Source organism: Pseudomonas sp. BIGb0381 (genome assembly GCF_024809815.1).
Lineage (GTDB): Bacteria > Pseudomonadota > Gammaproteobacteria > Pseudomonadales > Pseudomonadaceae > Aquipseudomonas.
The window spans coordinates 383,379-396,671 of the sequence record NZ_JANUEN010000004.1; the positions used below are offsets into that span (position 1 = coordinate 383,379).

Sequence of the window (13,293 nt, forward strand, 5' to 3'; positions counted from 1 at the left end):
CTGACATGACCCCAGGCTGGATTACCACAACGCTGCTGGACAACGACGCCCCCGGCGGCTGGGCTGTCGCCCGCAGCCGCGACGGCTTTTTGCATGACGCCAATGGCCCGCTGTTCCCTCGGGAATGGCTCAAGCGCCAGGACCTTTCGGTGTTTGCCGAGCACGGCATCGGCCACCTCGACGGTGAGCCGGTGTACCTGCTGGAACTCGACTCGGCGGGCGAGGTGCAAGGTTGCAGTTGGCAGGGCCTGCGCGGCTTCATGCTGCAAGGTGATCACACCCTGTACAAAGTGCTGGGCTACGCCGCGCAGATCGGCACCTGGGCGCGCGAGCATCGGTTCTGCGGCAGTTGCGGCCAGGCGATGGTCCAGGTGCCGCGGGAGCGGGCGATGTACTGCCAGGCCTGCGACCTGCGCAGCTACCCACGGATTTCGCCGAGCATGATCGTGCTGGTGACCCGTGGCGACGAGATCCTGCTGGCGCGCTCGCCGCGTTTTGTCACCGGGGTCTACAGTACCTTGGCCGGCTTTGCCGAGCCGGGTGAGTCGGCCGAAGACTGCCTGATCCGCGAGGTGCGCGAAGAAGTGCAGGTGGAGGTCAAGAACATCCAGTACATGGGCAGCCAGTGCTGGCCGTTCCCCCATTCGATGATGCTGGGCTTCCATGCCGAGTACGCCGGTGGCGACATCGTGCCCCAGGCTGACGAGATCGAGGACGCGCAGTGGTTCAGCATCCACGACCTGCCGCCGTTGCCGGCATCACGCTCGATTGCGCGTTACCTGATCGACCTCTACCTGGCCCGTCGCCTAGGCCACGCTGAACCAGTGCTGCCAGGCTAGGCGCACGGTCAGGCCGAGGACCACGGTGATGAACACCGGGCGAATGAACTTGGCGCCGCCGCTGATCGCGCTGCGGGCGCCAAAGAATGCGCCACACATCACCGAAATCCCCATTGCCAGGCCGACAATCCAATCCACCGAGCCGTTGATGATAAACACCGACAGCGCCGCCGCGTTGCTGACGAAGTTCATGCTGCGCGCCACGCCGCTGGCCTTCACCAGGTCGATGGGGTGCAGCAGCATCGTGCTCACGGTCCAGAACGCACCAGTACCGGGGCCGGCCACGCCGTCGTAAAAGCCCAGGCCAAAACCCTGGGCGCCTTGCCATTTCTTCTTGATCGGCGCGTCGGCGTCCAGCGGCGCCTTGGGCGTGCCACCGAACAGCAAATACACGCCGCAACCGAATACGATCACCGGGAGCATCTTGTTCAGGGTTTCGGCGGGCAGGTAGTGGGCAACCACCGCACCGGCCAACGCACCGATCAGCGTGCCGACGATCGCATGCACCCACTGGCGCGGGTGGAACAGCTTGCGGCGATAGAAGGTGAAGCTGGCCGTGGCCGAGCCGAAGGTGGAGCTGAGCTTGTTGGTGCCCAGTACCAGATGGGGCGGCATCCCGGCGGTGAGCAGCGCCGGGGTGGTAAGCAGGCCGCCGCCGCCGGCGATGGCATCGATAAAGCCGGCAATAAAGGCCACGACGGCGAGAATGGCGAGGGTGGTGAGGTCTACGCTGAGTTCGAAGGGCATTGGGCAGGGCTTATGGTTGGCAGTGCGCAGCAAAGCGCTGTGCGAAGGGCTGCCATCTTACCTGCCTGATGTACGCAGAACCAAATGTGGGAGGTGGCTTGCCCCCGATTGCGGTGTATCAGTGACAGATAAGCTGACTGACACACCGCAATCGGAAGCAAGCCCCCTCCCACAGTTGAACTGTGTTCATCTGGCTATTTGTGGGTTCCCATCCACTCCAGCGCCGTGCGCCACACGCAAATCCCGAGGAAATACGCCGACATCACTGACCACAACCCAAACGTCCACGGGTTGGTGTTGGGATAATCCACCACCATCAAAAAGCTGCACAGCAACCAGATGGTGGTCACTGCGATATTGATCGGCATGAAGCGCTTGACCCGAAATGGGTGCAAGAACTTCATCGGCGTCACGGTCAGCAGGGCCAGGCCGATCACCGTCAGCAAGGTGACCCAGGCGGCCGGCTGGATGATGTACACGCACAAGGCCACTACGTTCCAGGCGGCGGGGAAACCGACGAAGTAGTTGTCCTTGCTCTTCATGTTCACGTTGCAGAAGCAGAACAGCGATGACACCAGGATCACCGACACCGTGAACAGGTGGGTAAAATCCGGCAGGTCGATATAGCGGTAGATAAACAGTGCCGGGATAAACACATAGGTGAGGTAATCGATCACCAGGTCCAGTACCGAGCCGTCAAAGCTAGGCAATACCGTGCTGACATTCACCCGCCGCGCCAGGGAACCATCGACGCCGTCTACTACCAAGGCCAGGCCCAGCCAGAGCAGGCAGGCCTTGGGTGAGTTTTCCAGCAGCGCCAGGGTGGCCAGGAAGGCCAATACCACACCGGTGGCGGTGAAGCCGTGGGCGCCCCAGGCTTTGATTCTGGCTACATGCAGGGTCGATATCACGGGCGGTTCTCCAAAAGGTGAAACGGGGCAGCCGACAACGTGACGCTGTCGAGTCTGGCCGGGGAATGCAGGTATCGACCGGGAAGGGGGGCATAAGGTTCACCACCCGGCGCATCACATAGCGTAGCAAGCGTAGGAAGTTTCAGCATCAGCCTTGGCGAAACACCAGTGCCTTGAGGCCGCTTTGGGCGTCGATATCCGGAAATTCCGGCGGGTTTTGCAGTCGTTCAATAAAGCGCAGGCCCGGTGCTTCGCGGGTGACGCCGTCGATCAGGAAGTCTTCGCCAAAGGCCGGATCGTTCATGCACGCCAGGACAGTGCCCTGGGCCGTGAGCAAATCCGGCAGGCGGCGCAACACGCGCTGGTAGTCCTTGGTCAGCAGGAAGCTGCCTTTCTGGAAGGACGGCGGGTCGATGATCACCAGGTCGTAGGGGCCGCTGTGGGTGACCTTGGCCCAGGATTTGAACAGGTCGTGGCCCAGGAAGGTGACCTTGCTCAGGTCATGACCGTTGAGGCGGTGGTTATCGCGGCCCCGGCTCAGGGCGCCACGGGCCATGTCCAGGTTCACCACGTGGCTGGCGCCGCCCTCGATGGCCGCGACCGAGAACCCGCAGGTGTAGGCAAACAGGTTGAGCACGCGCTGGCCCTTGGCCTGTTCGCGCACCCAGTTGCGCCCGTAACGCATATCGAGGAACAGCCCGCTGTTCTGCTTTTTGCCCAGGTCGATCAGGTAACGCAGGCCGCCTTCGGTGATGATCAACTCGTCGACGGCTGCGCCCACCAGCCATTCGGTGGTGCTTTGCGGCAGGTAGCGGTGTTGCAGGGCGACGGTGTGGGCGCCGAATGGGGCCCAGTCGAAGTCGATCAACAGTTGTTTCAACGCATCCAGGTGTGTCGCTTCGGGCGCCTTGAACAGCGCGACCAGCACCACGCCTTGCAGCCAGTCCACGGTCAACTGCTCAAGGCCCGGCCAGCAGCGACCACGGCCGTGGAACAGGCGCCGGGTTTCAGCCGGGGCGCTGGCCAGGGCGGTGAGCAGGTGAGCGTGCAGGGTGGCGAGTGCGTCTGGGTTCATCGTTGAGCGTCGTTCGTTGAGCGGGCGGCATTTTAAACACAATGGTGAGGTTTCGGGTTGATTGAGCACAACGTGCTGGGAAAACGCCTGTGGGCAGTGATTCATGCTCAAAATGCTGCAAGCTGCGCCTGATAACAGGCAAAAAATCCTCAGGCACCGACATAAACTGGAAAAAAAAGCCCGGAGGTGCCCATGAACGGTTTCGCGACTGCAGTGAATCACACAGCCCAGGATCAACAAGAGCTCGACGAATGGCGTGACGCGTTAGCTTCGCTGGTAGCCAATGCGGGCCCTGAGCGCGCACGCCAGATCCTCGACCTGCTGGCTCGCGACGCCAGCGCTCCGCACATCGACTGGAAGCCCCGCCACGGCACGCCCTACATCAATAGCATCAGCGTCGAGCAGCAGCCGGCGTTTCCCGGCGACCTGGCCACCGAAGAGCGCCTGGCCTCGCTGGTGCGCTGGAACGCCCTGGCCATGGTGGTGGGGGCCAACCAGGCCTATGGCGAACTCGGTGGCCACATTGCCAGCTACGCCAGTGCTGCGGATTTGTTCGAGGTGGGCTTCAACCACTTTTTCCGCGCTCGCAACCACGACTTTGGCGGCGACCTGGTGTTCTACCAGCCGCATTCGGCCCCCGGCATTTATGCGCGCGCCTTCCTTGAGGGGCGCTTGAGCGCGGACGACCTAGCCCACTATCGCCAGGAACTCGGCGGCGCCAAGGCCGGCGCCCGCGGTCTGTCCAGCTACCCGCACCCGTGGTTGATGCCGGACTTCTGGCAGTTCCCCACCGGTTCCATGGGCATTGGCCCCATCAGTTCGATTTTCCAGGCGCGCTTCATGCGCTATCTGCAGCATCGCGGCCTGCAGGACACTGCTGAGCGCCACGTGTGGGGTGTCTTCGGCGACGGCGAGATGGACGAGCCGGAAAGCATGTCGGCCCTGACCCTGGCCGCCCGTGAAGGCCTCGACAACCTGACCTGGGTGGTCAACTGCAACCTGCAACGCCTCGACGGCCCGGTGCGTGGCAATGGGCGGATCATCGATGAACTGGAGGCGTTGTTCGCAGGCGCTGGCTGGAACGTGATCAAGCTGGTCTGGGGTTCGGACTGGGACGCTTTGCTCGCCAAGGACGCCGACGGTTTACTGGTCAACACGTTGTCGAACACCGTGGACGGCCAATTCCAGACCTTCGCCGCGAAGGACGGGGCCTACAACCGCGAACACTTCTTTGGACAGAGCGAGGCGCTGGCCAAGCTGGTCGAGGGCCTGAGCGATGAGCAAATCGACCGCCTCAAGCGTGGTGGCCACGACATGGTCAAGATCCACGCCGCCTATCATGCGGCGCGCCGGGTCAAGGGCAAGCCTACGGTGATCCTGGCCCAGACCAAAAAAGGCTTCGGCATGGGCGAGGCCGGGCAGGGCAAGATGACCACTCATCAGCAGAAGAAGCTTGATCGCGAGGCGTTGCTCGCGTTCCGCAACCGCTTCCAGTTGCCGCTGAGCGATGAGCAGGCCGAATCGCTGAGTTTCTTCAAACCCACGGATGACAGCCTCGAGTTGCGCTACCTGCATCAGCGGCGCACGGCCCTGGGCGGTTATGTGCCCAGCCGTAGCCAGGCCGCAGCACCGGTGAACGTACCGCCCGTGAGCGGTTACGCCGGCTTCGCCACGGCGGCCGACGGCAAGGAAATGTCCACCACCATGGCCTTCGTGCGCATGCTGACCAACCTGCTCAAGGACAAGGCGCTCGGGCCACGCATCGTGCCCATCGTGGCGGATGAGGCGCGTACTTTCGGCATGGCCAACCTGTTCAAGCAGATCGGCATCTATTCCAGCGTCGGCCAGCGCTATGAGCCGGAAGACATCGGCTCGATCCTCAGCTACCGCGAGGCCACCGACGGGCAGATTCTTGAAGAAGGCATCAGTGAAGCCAGTGCCATCAGTTCCTGGGTGGCGGCGGCCACCAGCTACTCGGTGCATGGCCTGCGTATGTTGCCGTTCTACATCTACTACTCGATGTTCGGCTTCCAGCGCGTCGGCGACCTGATCTGGGCCGCCGCCGACCAGCGTGCCCGTGGTTTCCTGCTCGGCGCCACTGCCGGGCGCACCACCCTCGGCGGCGAGGGCTTGCAGCACCAGGACGGCAGCAGCCATCTCACCGCCGCCACCGTGCCCAATTGCCGCGCCTACGATCCGGCGTTTGCCGGGGAGTTTGCGGTGATTCTCGACCACGGCATGCGCCAGATGCTGGAGCATGACGTGGACGAGTTCTACTACGTGACCCTGATGAACGAAAACTACCCGCAGCCGAGCCTGCCCGAAGGCGTGGAGGCGGCGATTATCAAGGGTATGTATCGCCTGGAGCGCGCCGCCGAGGCTAAGGTACGCCTGCTCGGTTCGGGGACCTTGCTGCGTGAAGCCCAGGCTGCCGCGCGGTTACTGGCTGAGGATTGGCACGTGGCGAGCGAGGTGTACAGCGTCACCAGTTTCAGCGAACTGGCACGGGAGGCACGGGAAGTGGAGCGCTGGAACCGCTTGCATCCACAGGCCGGCAAGCGCTTCAGTCATCTGCATGATTGCTTACCGGCGGGTGCGCCGGTGGTTGCCGTGTCCGACTACGTACGCGCGGTCCCGCAGATGATTGCGTCCTATCTGGACTCAAGCTACACCGTGCTCGGCACCGACGGGTTTGGTCGCAGTGATACACGGGCGGCGCTGCGGGATTTCTTTGAGGTGGATCGGCATCACATCGTGTTGGCGGCGCTTACCGCGTTGGTAGAGCAGGGCAGTCTTGAACGGCAGGTATGCCAGCAGGCAATTGAACGGTATGGCGTGCAGGTGGATCGCGCAGCTTCCTGGGTCTGAATGTGGGAGGGGGCAAGCTCCCTCTTATCAACCTTAAAATAACTGACTGATTTTAAGAGGTTAAAATTTCACCCTGAAGTCTTGAGTCTTGCCTGAACAATGTCGGGCGACCGCTCGCCGCAGAAGTTCCAGTTTGCTGCGCGACAGCGCTACGTTGAAGAGGCAGTGGGACCTCCCACATTTTAGTGTTGCGCTGAGTTTTAAAGCGTGGCGATCAGGGCGGGCCCGAAGGCGTCCCTGATAAACCCCGGCGCGATATACCGTTCGTAATGCGCCTCGGACAGCAGGAAAAACTCCCGGTCAATTGCATCGCGCAAATCCGCCAGGCTGCGCTCGCGAAACTCCGGTAACAACGCCAACCCATAGGCATCCAACTTGGAAATCACCCGCGCGCCCCGGGCAATCAGCTGGTAGGCCCAGCAATACGGCGACTGGTGCGGCATAAAGCGAATCTTGCGGTCTTCCAATTGCTGGCGCAGGCGCTGTGGGTCGAACACTTCCAGCTTGCTGGCCATCACCTGCACCAGCAACTGCTCAAGGCGCAGCCATACCGCCTGCTTTTCCTCGGCGTTGTAGCCATTCCACTGGATCACTTCATGGTGATAACGCTTGCAACCCCGGCAGACCAGGTCCCCGTAAACGGTGGAACACAGGCCTATGCACGGCGTCTTGATGGTTTGATTGGGCATAAAAAACATCGACAAGTGAAACAACACGGCCCCAGAAAGGGGCCGTTTTTAATCAATCCCAGCTCAGCGCACCGCCGGTCTGATACTCGATCACACGGGTCTCAAAGAAATTCTTCTCTTTCTTCAAGTCCATGATTTCACTCATCCAAGGGAACGGGTTAGTCGTGCCTGGATACTCTTCCTTCAAGCCGATCTGCGACAGACGACGGTTAGCGATGAACTTGAGGTAATCCTCCATCATCGCCGCGTTCATGCCCAGCACCCCACGCGGCATGGTATCCCGCGCATATTCAATCTCCAGCTGAGTCCCCTGCAGGATCATCTGGGTCGCTTCTTCCTTCATCTCGGCATCCCACAGGTGTGGGTTTTCGATCTTGATCTGGTTGATCACGTCGATGCCGAAGTTCAGGTGCATCGACTCATCGCGCAGGATGTACTGGAACTGTTCCGCCACGCCGGTCATTTTGTTGCGGCGGCCCATGGAGAGGATCTGGGTGAAGCCGCAGTAGAAGAAGATGCCTTCCAGCACGCAGTAGTAGGCGACCAGGTTGCGCAGCAGTTCCTTGTCGGTGTCGACGGTGCCGGTTTCGAACTTCGGATCGGAGATCGAGCGGGTGTATTTCAGGCCCCAGGCTGCCTTTTTGGCCACCGATGGAATCTCGTGGTACATGTTGAAGATCTCGCCTTCATCCATGGCCAACGATTCGATGCAGTACTGGTAGGCGTGGGTGTGGATCGCTTCTTCGAAGGCCTGGCGCAGGATGTACTGGCGGCACTCCGGGTTGGTGATCAGGCGGTACACGGCCAGGACCAGGTTGTTCGCGACCAACGAATCCGCAGTGGAGAAGAAGCCGAGGTTGCGCATGACGATGCGGCGTTCGTCGTCGGTCAGGCCTTCGGGGTTTTTCCACAGGGCGATGTCGGCGGTCATGTTGACCTCTTGCGGCATCCAGTGGTTGGCGCAGCCGTCGAGGTACTTCTGCCAGGCCCAGTCGTACTTGAAGGGCACGAGTTGGTTGAGGTCGGCGCGGCAGTTGATCATGCGCTTTTCGTCAACAGCGACGCGGGCGGAGGCGCCTTCGAGTTCGGCGAGGCCTTCGGCGACGTCGAGTTTGTCCAGGGCAGCCTTGGCACGGATGATCGCGGCGGAGTCGTTGGCGGTCACGTTGCGTGCTTCCAGGGCGGCGGCGGCGCCGGCACCGTCGAGACGGTCCATGTTGGCTTCGCTGGCGTGGCCGGCGTTGGCGCCCTTGATTACAGCTGCACCGGTGTCCTCGTTGTCGACTTCATCCCAACTCAGCATTGAAATACTCCCTTCTGTTCTGTTCTGTTTTGACGGCGTGTGAACCCGTCCAAAAAAATCTGATTTGCAGGCTGCCAGGCATTGAAATACTGCGCAGAGTGTGGTCGGTCAATACCGATACTGCACACTATGTAGTGGTCTGTTCTGTTTGTGGGCACACTATATGGTGTGTAACAAAGCTGGTCAACGCAGAAGAAGGGATCGAACGTCGCAGGGACGGCAGAGCCGCCGCTGCGGTTCAGGACCCGCGCACGGCCTTCAGTAACAGCGCTTCAAACACCTGCTGCACCCGTGGCTCATCACTGTGGGCCACGTTGAAACGCATCGAATCGCGATGGGCCGGGTCGTAGCCGAAGAGCGTGCCCGGCGCCAATACCATGCTGTGTTTCAACGCTTCCTGGGCCAACCACTCGCCGTTCACACCCGGTGGCAGGCGTGCCCAGATGAACATCCCGCCTTCGTAGGCCATCGTCAAATCGCACCCGCAGCGTCGGAGCCATTGCTCCACGCGCCCACCGGCCTCCATCAGGCGTTGGACCATGCGCTTGCGGTGCTTGGTATAGCTGCCTTCGCTGAGCATGCGATAGACGATCTGCTCGAACAGCTCCGAGGTCACGCCACCGCTCATCAACTTCATATTGGTCAGGTTGGCGGCCAGTTGCGGCGCGGCCACCACGAAGCTGACCCGGGTGTTGGCGCTGAGGATCTTCGAGAAGCCCGACAGGTAGGTAACCTGGTCCAGGCCGGCGACAGCGGCCAGGCGCGGCGGCGGGTTGGGGTGCAGGTCGCCGTAAAGATCGTCCTCGACGATATGGCAGTGGTACTGCTGGGTCAGTTGCAACAGGCGAAATGCTTGGCTGGGGCTGAAGGAATGGCCGGTGGGGTTATGCAGCACGCTGGTGGTCAGGTACAGGCTGGGGCGGTGTTCGGCCAGCAGCTGTTCGAGGGCGGCGAAATCGAAACCGTCGGGGCGGCGTTGGATGGTCACCACCTTGACGCCGTGCAGCGCCAGGTTGGCGTGGAAGTTGAAATAGCACGGTGCGTCGAGCAGCACGGTGTCGCCGGGGCGTGCGAGCAGGCGCATCAGCATGTCCAGGCCTTGCACGGTGTTGGGTGTGGTGATGATCTGTTCCACCGGCACCGACAGGCCTTCGCCGTGCAGCTTTTGTTGCAAGGCCTGGCGCAGCGGCAATAAGCCAGCCGGCGTGCCGAGCCCGGCGATGCGTAACGACGGCGCGCGCACCACGCTGCGCATGGCTTGGCGGATAGCCTCGGTGCTCAGCCATGCTTCCGGCAGGTGGCCGCCGCCGGGGCGCAGCTCGCCGCCGGCGGTGACCAGCGGGCGACGCAAGACGCTGAGCAGGTCCTGGGGCAGCAGGTCGACCCACGCCACCGAGGCCGGGCGCGCGCTGTCCATCGCCACGAAGTAGCCACGCCCCTGGCTGGAGGTGAGCAGGTTGCGCCCGCGCAGGCGGTCGAGGGCTTCGTTGAGGGTGAACTTGCTGACGCCCAGGGTCTGGGTCAACTCCCGCACCGACGGCAACTTGCTGCCGGGTGCCCATTCGCCGCTCTCGATGAACTGGCTGAACGCCTCGACGATCTGCTGCACCTTGGGCGTGCCGTCTACAAAGGCGATGACGGATACAAGCATGAACCTTCCTTGTGTTCGCCGGTGATTTTACCGGTGAAGTTCGGCCGGATTAGGCATTACTTTACCTGCCTTGTGCAACGTCGCATGCCTACACTGCAGGCCTTCTCACCCCGGGTCCAAGGCCATGACCAGCGCATTGACGCACTCTTCGTTTCTCTACTTCCTGCTGTTTTGCGCCACCATGACCTTCAGCCCCGGCCCCATGACCCTTCTGTTGTTGAGCCTGGGCTTGAAGAGCGGCTTGCGCAGTTCGATTCCGGCGCAACTCGGTGCCAGTGTGTCGTACCTGATTTCGATCCTGATCTTTGCCGTGGGTTTTTCGGAACTGATCAAGGGCAATCTCGCCATTACCCAGGCCATTCAGTGTGTCGGCGTGGCCTACATCCTTTACCTGGCCTACAAGCAGTGGACCAGCAGCGGCGCGTCGATCGGCAAGGCGGCTGCCGTGGAGGGCACACGGAGCCTGTTCGGCAAAGGGCTGCTCACCGGGTTTTCCAATCCCAAGACCCTCATCATGTTCAGCGCCGTTTTCCCACAGTTCACCGGGGCAGGGGAGCACAGTTCGGCGGCGGATATCACCATCCTCGGGGCGACCTTCCTGGTGCTGCAATTTGCCAGCGGTTGCCTGTATTGCTACTTCGGCCAGCGCATCAAGCAAGTGCTGGAAAACCCCAGGCGCCGCGTGTTGTTGCAGCGGGTCATGGCGGTGCTGTTGCTGGGGGTGGCGTGGATGCTGGCCCGGGGCTTTCCAGCTTGAGCATCGGCTTGGCGCCGTATCAACCGGGACACGCCGATTCCACCCGTTGGCTCAACGATGCAGACCTGGCGCTGTATGAAGCCAAGAGCAGCGGGCCCAACCGGGTCAGTTCGGTGCAAGGCACTTGGTTGCGATCGGTTCAGTGGGGTAGGGTGAGGCCGCACCCCAACAAACAACAAGGATCGGTTCATGCTCTTCACGTTCCCGCGTTCCCTCCTGGCCGCCACGCTGGCCTTGTCCTTCGCACTTCCGGCCTACAGCGCCGAACCCCACAAGCAGATCCAGGCGGACGCCGAGCAGTACAAGGCCCCTGCCCTGCAACTGCTGGAACGCCTGGTGAATATCGACTCGGGTTCGGGCTATGGGCCAGGCCTGACCCAGGTGAGTGACATCGCCGTCGATGAACTCAAGCAGCTGGGCTTCACCATTGAACGGGTGCCGGATGCCGCCGCCAACAGCAGCCATGTGATCGCCACCCTCAAGGGCAACGGCAAGGCCAAAATCCTGCTGATGGCCCACATGGACACGGTCTTCAAGGAAGGCTCTGCTGCCGAACGTCCGTTTCACATCAAGGATGGCCGCGCCTATGGCCCCGGCGTGATGGATGACAAAGGTGGCATCGTCGCCGGGATCTACGCGCTCAAAGTCCTGAAGAACCAAGGGTTCAAGGATTACGCACAGATTACCTTCCTGCTCGATGCCAGCGAAGAAACCGGCACGGACATCGCCTCTGACTTGATCCGCAACACCGCCAAGGCCCACGACGTCACCCTGAACCTCGAACCCGGCCGCCCAGCCGACGGCCTGGTGGTGTGGCGCAAAGGCAGTGCCACCGCCGTGGTCGAAGTCAAAGGCAAAGCCGCCCACGCCGGCGTCGCCCCGGAACTGGGGCGCAACGCCGCCATGGAAGCCGCACACCAGATTCTGCAGTTGGGCAAACTCGGCGATGAAGAAAAGAAAACCACGATTAACTTCACCGTGATCAACGCGGGCGACCGCACCAACGTCATCCCCGACCAAGCCACCGCCAAAGCCGACGTGCGTGCAGCGTTGCCGGAAGAGTTCGATCGGATCGAGAAGGACTTGGTGCGGGTCTCCGCCAACAAATTGATCCCGGAAACCGAAGTGACCACCACCCTCAAACGCGGCCTGCCGCCCATGCCGCAGACGCCGGAGTCGGACAAGCTGGTGGCGATTGCCCAGGGCATTTATGGGGAGCTGGGTAAAAAGTTGACCATTGAAGGCAGCGGCGGCGCGGCGGATGCCAGTTTGTCAGCCGGAGTGGGCACGCCGACGTTGGATGGGTTTGGGATTGTAGGGGGGAATATTCATACGGCGCAGGAGTATGCGGAGGTGGAGAGCGTGGCGCCACGGATCTACTTGCTGAGTCGGATGATTATGGAGCTGAGTAAACGCTGATCAGCCTGGGAGGCTCACCCATTCAACTTGGCTGAGCCTTCATTCCTTGTGGTGAGCAGGCTTGCCCTGCGTGGACTGCGCAGCAGGCCAAAATATTAATAGCAAAGATCGTTATACGGCTGATTTTTAAGTTGAATATTGGTTTTTTTGTAGGTGTTCATCAAACTTTCGAACTATGTGATTTAGCCATAACGGGCCTGAGGCCCATTGGTATGGATAGTAGTAATAGCAATGCTGTATATGCAGTAAATTTTCTTGAAGGTCTGGCTCGTTGGTATACGAACTTATCAGCTCTAAAATTTCCTGTTTTACTGTCATGATTATTTCTCTAGGCGAGTCTAGTAGAAATGTATCGATGACATCATCGGCCGATGAATGATCTTCCGCCCAATCCTGATTAAAGTAAGCACCAAAAAATTGTTGTAGCTCTGTTAATGGTTCATTCATTTTTCTGGGTATCCTGTTAGCAATAGATAGCCATCTGGCATTTTAGGATCTCGTTTTATGACTAATAGGAACTTATAAACAGGTACGGATTTTGTTGCTCCATTTAGAATGCTTACCCCTACGGGTTGACTTGAGCTGTCTTTAATTAGGAGTTTTTCCTTGTTTCCACTTAAAAATGTAGTTATTTCTTGCTGGTGTGCAGTCAAGCTTTTGGACACTATAGCCTCAGCCTCTTCTAGAGTTTTGAAGGTGGATGAGGCTGGAATGTGCGGTTCAGATTCAAATCTTGCCGCTAACTGTTCGTCTGTTCGACCGACATGTTTTTCAATCAGGTGTCCTCCAGCCTTCTCGTGAGTAGTTAATACTCCAGGAGGTGCTTTTTTTGTTAAATCGTTTTTTGAATCCGGGCAATTTCCAATCTTACAGCTTAACCCTAACGGATCCACCCACCCCGTCGGATTGGGCACGTACTGGTACGTGTTGATCCCACCTGCCAACTTCACCGGATCAGGCGTCAGGTAGCGACCGACATCCGGATTGTAGTAGCGATGACGGTTGTAGTGCAGTCCGCTTTCCTGATCAAAGTA

Annotated in this window: 12 protein-coding genes and 1 pseudogene; 5 read left to right on the top strand and 8 right to left on the bottom strand. The window is 60.3% G+C overall.

Going from position 1 to position 13,293, the window contains the following annotated elements; genetic code table 11:
* Nucleotides 1–5: 5 nt before the first annotated feature.
* Nucleotides 6–839, top strand: coding sequence for an NAD(+) diphosphatase (nudC, locus tag M2397_RS15090; protein WP_131696535.1), 834 nt, complete (start codon nucleotides 6–8; stop codon nucleotides 837–839).
* Here the strand turns inward: nudC and M2397_RS15095 are convergent.
* From M2397_RS15095 to M2397_RS15105, 3 genes are all read right to left on the bottom strand, one after another.
* Nucleotides 807–1,586 carry a TSUP family transporter gene (locus M2397_RS15095; RefSeq protein WP_131696534.1) on the bottom strand — a complete coding sequence of 260 codons (780 nt, stop codon included), beginning with the start codon at nucleotides 1,584–1,586 and terminating at the stop codon, nucleotides 807–809. The two genes, nudC and M2397_RS15095, sit on opposite strands and share 33 nt — an antisense overlap.
* 194 nt (nucleotides 1,587–1,780) lie before the next feature.
* A complete protein-coding gene (gene pcsA, locus M2397_RS15100; protein ID WP_090404995.1) occupies nucleotides 1,781–2,497 on the bottom strand; it encodes a phosphatidylcholine synthase in 717 nt (238 codons plus the stop codon).
* A gap of 148 nt (nucleotides 2,498–2,645) precedes the next feature.
* Nucleotides 2,646–3,572: a class I SAM-dependent methyltransferase gene (locus M2397_RS15105; RefSeq protein WP_131696533.1), complete on the bottom strand. Its 927-nt coding sequence runs from the start codon at nucleotides 3,570–3,572 to the stop codon at nucleotides 2,646–2,648.
* A gap of 192 nt (nucleotides 3,573–3,764) precedes the next feature.
* Here M2397_RS15105 and mdeB point away from each other — a divergent pair, with 192 nt between their 5' ends.
* Nucleotides 3,765–6,440: an alpha-ketoglutarate dehydrogenase gene (gene mdeB / locus M2397_RS15110; protein ID WP_259243862.1), complete on the top strand. Its 2,676-nt coding sequence runs from the start codon at nucleotides 3,765–3,767 to the stop codon at nucleotides 6,438–6,440.
* A gap of 200 nt (nucleotides 6,441–6,640) precedes the next feature.
* Here mdeB and M2397_RS15115 read toward each other — a convergent pair whose 3' ends face one another.
* From M2397_RS15115 to M2397_RS15125, 3 genes are all read right to left on the bottom strand, one after another.
* On the bottom strand, nucleotides 6,641–7,129 hold the full coding sequence (locus M2397_RS15115) for a DUF1289 domain-containing protein (protein WP_167655518.1): 489 nt from the start codon (nucleotides 7,127–7,129) through the stop codon (nucleotides 6,641–6,643).
* 52 nt (nucleotides 7,130–7,181) lie between these two features.
* Nucleotides 7,182–8,432 carry a ribonucleotide-diphosphate reductase subunit beta gene (locus M2397_RS15120; RefSeq protein WP_003173711.1) on the bottom strand — a complete coding sequence of 417 codons (1,251 nt, stop codon included), beginning with the start codon at nucleotides 8,430–8,432 and terminating at the stop codon, nucleotides 7,182–7,184.
* Between the two features lie 238 nt (nucleotides 8,433–8,670).
* Complete coding sequence (locus M2397_RS15125) at nucleotides 8,671–10,083, bottom strand: PLP-dependent aminotransferase family protein (RefSeq protein ID WP_259243865.1); 1,413 nt, start codon at nucleotides 10,081–10,083, stop codon at nucleotides 8,671–8,673.
* A 124-nt stretch (nucleotides 10,084–10,207) separates the two neighbouring features.
* Between M2397_RS15125 and M2397_RS15130 the strand changes: the two genes are divergently transcribed.
* From M2397_RS15130 to M2397_RS15140, 3 genes and pseudogenes are all read left to right on the top strand, one after another.
* Nucleotides 10,208–10,840 carry a LysE family translocator gene (locus M2397_RS15130; RefSeq protein ID WP_145338889.1) on the top strand — a complete coding sequence of 211 codons (633 nt, stop codon included), beginning with the start codon at nucleotides 10,208–10,210 and terminating at the stop codon, nucleotides 10,838–10,840.
* Nucleotides 10,831–10,980: pseudogene (locus M2397_RS15135) on the top strand (diguanylate cyclase AdrA); the annotation flags it as partial. The gene M2397_RS15130 and the pseudogene M2397_RS15135, both read left to right, overlap by 10 nt.
* A 49-nt stretch (nucleotides 10,981–11,029) precedes the next feature.
* A complete protein-coding gene (locus tag M2397_RS15140; RefSeq protein WP_259243870.1) occupies nucleotides 11,030–12,259 on the top strand; it encodes a M20/M25/M40 family metallo-hydrolase in 1,230 nt (409 codons plus the stop codon).
* Nucleotides 12,260–12,385: 126 nt separating this feature from the next.
* On the opposite strand, the gene M2397_RS15145 is transcribed toward M2397_RS15140, so the two are convergent.
* Nucleotides 12,386–12,706: a contact-dependent growth inhibition system immunity protein gene (locus M2397_RS15145; protein ID WP_131696527.1), complete on the bottom strand. Its 321-nt coding sequence runs from the start codon at nucleotides 12,704–12,706 to the stop codon at nucleotides 12,386–12,388.
* Nucleotides 12,703–13,293 (bottom strand): RNase A-like domain-containing protein (locus M2397_RS15150; protein ID WP_310521930.1); only part of this gene is annotated, 591 nt, incomplete at its 5' end. The genes M2397_RS15145 and M2397_RS15150, both read right to left, overlap by 4 nt.

Bases quoted from the DNA above. Each gene is read 5' to 3' on its own strand.
- nudC (WP_131696535.1), top strand. From the start codon at position 6: ATGACCCCAGGCTGGATTACCACAACGCTGCTGGACAACGACGCCCCC.
- M2397_RS15095 (WP_131696534.1), bottom strand. From the start codon at position 1,586: ATGCCCTTCGAACTCAGCGTAGACCTCACCACCCTCGCCATTCTCGCC.
- M2397_RS15105 (WP_131696533.1), bottom strand. From the start codon at position 3,572: ATGAACCCAGACGCACTCGCCACCCTGCACGCTCACCTGCTCACCGCC.
- mdeB (WP_259243862.1), top strand. From the start codon at position 3,765: ATGAACGGTTTCGCGACTGCAGTGAATCACACAGCCCAGGATCAACAA.
- M2397_RS15115 (WP_167655518.1), bottom strand. From the start codon at position 7,129: ATGCCCAATCAAACCATCAAGACGCCGTGCATAGGCCTGTGTTCCACC.
- M2397_RS15120 (WP_003173711.1), bottom strand. From the start codon at position 8,432: ATGCTGAGTTGGGATGAAGTCGACAACGAGGACACCGGTGCAGCTGTA.
- M2397_RS15125 (WP_259243865.1), bottom strand. From the start codon at position 10,083: ATGCTTGTATCCGTCATCGCCTTTGTAGACGGCACGCCCAAGGTGCAG.
- M2397_RS15130 (WP_145338889.1), top strand. From the start codon at position 10,208: ATGACCAGCGCATTGACGCACTCTTCGTTTCTCTACTTCCTGCTGTTT.
- M2397_RS15140 (WP_259243870.1), top strand. From the start codon at position 11,030: ATGCTCTTCACGTTCCCGCGTTCCCTCCTGGCCGCCACGCTGGCCTTG.
- M2397_RS15145 (WP_131696527.1), bottom strand. From the start codon at position 12,706: ATGAATGAACCATTAACAGAGCTACAACAATTTTTTGGTGCTTACTTT.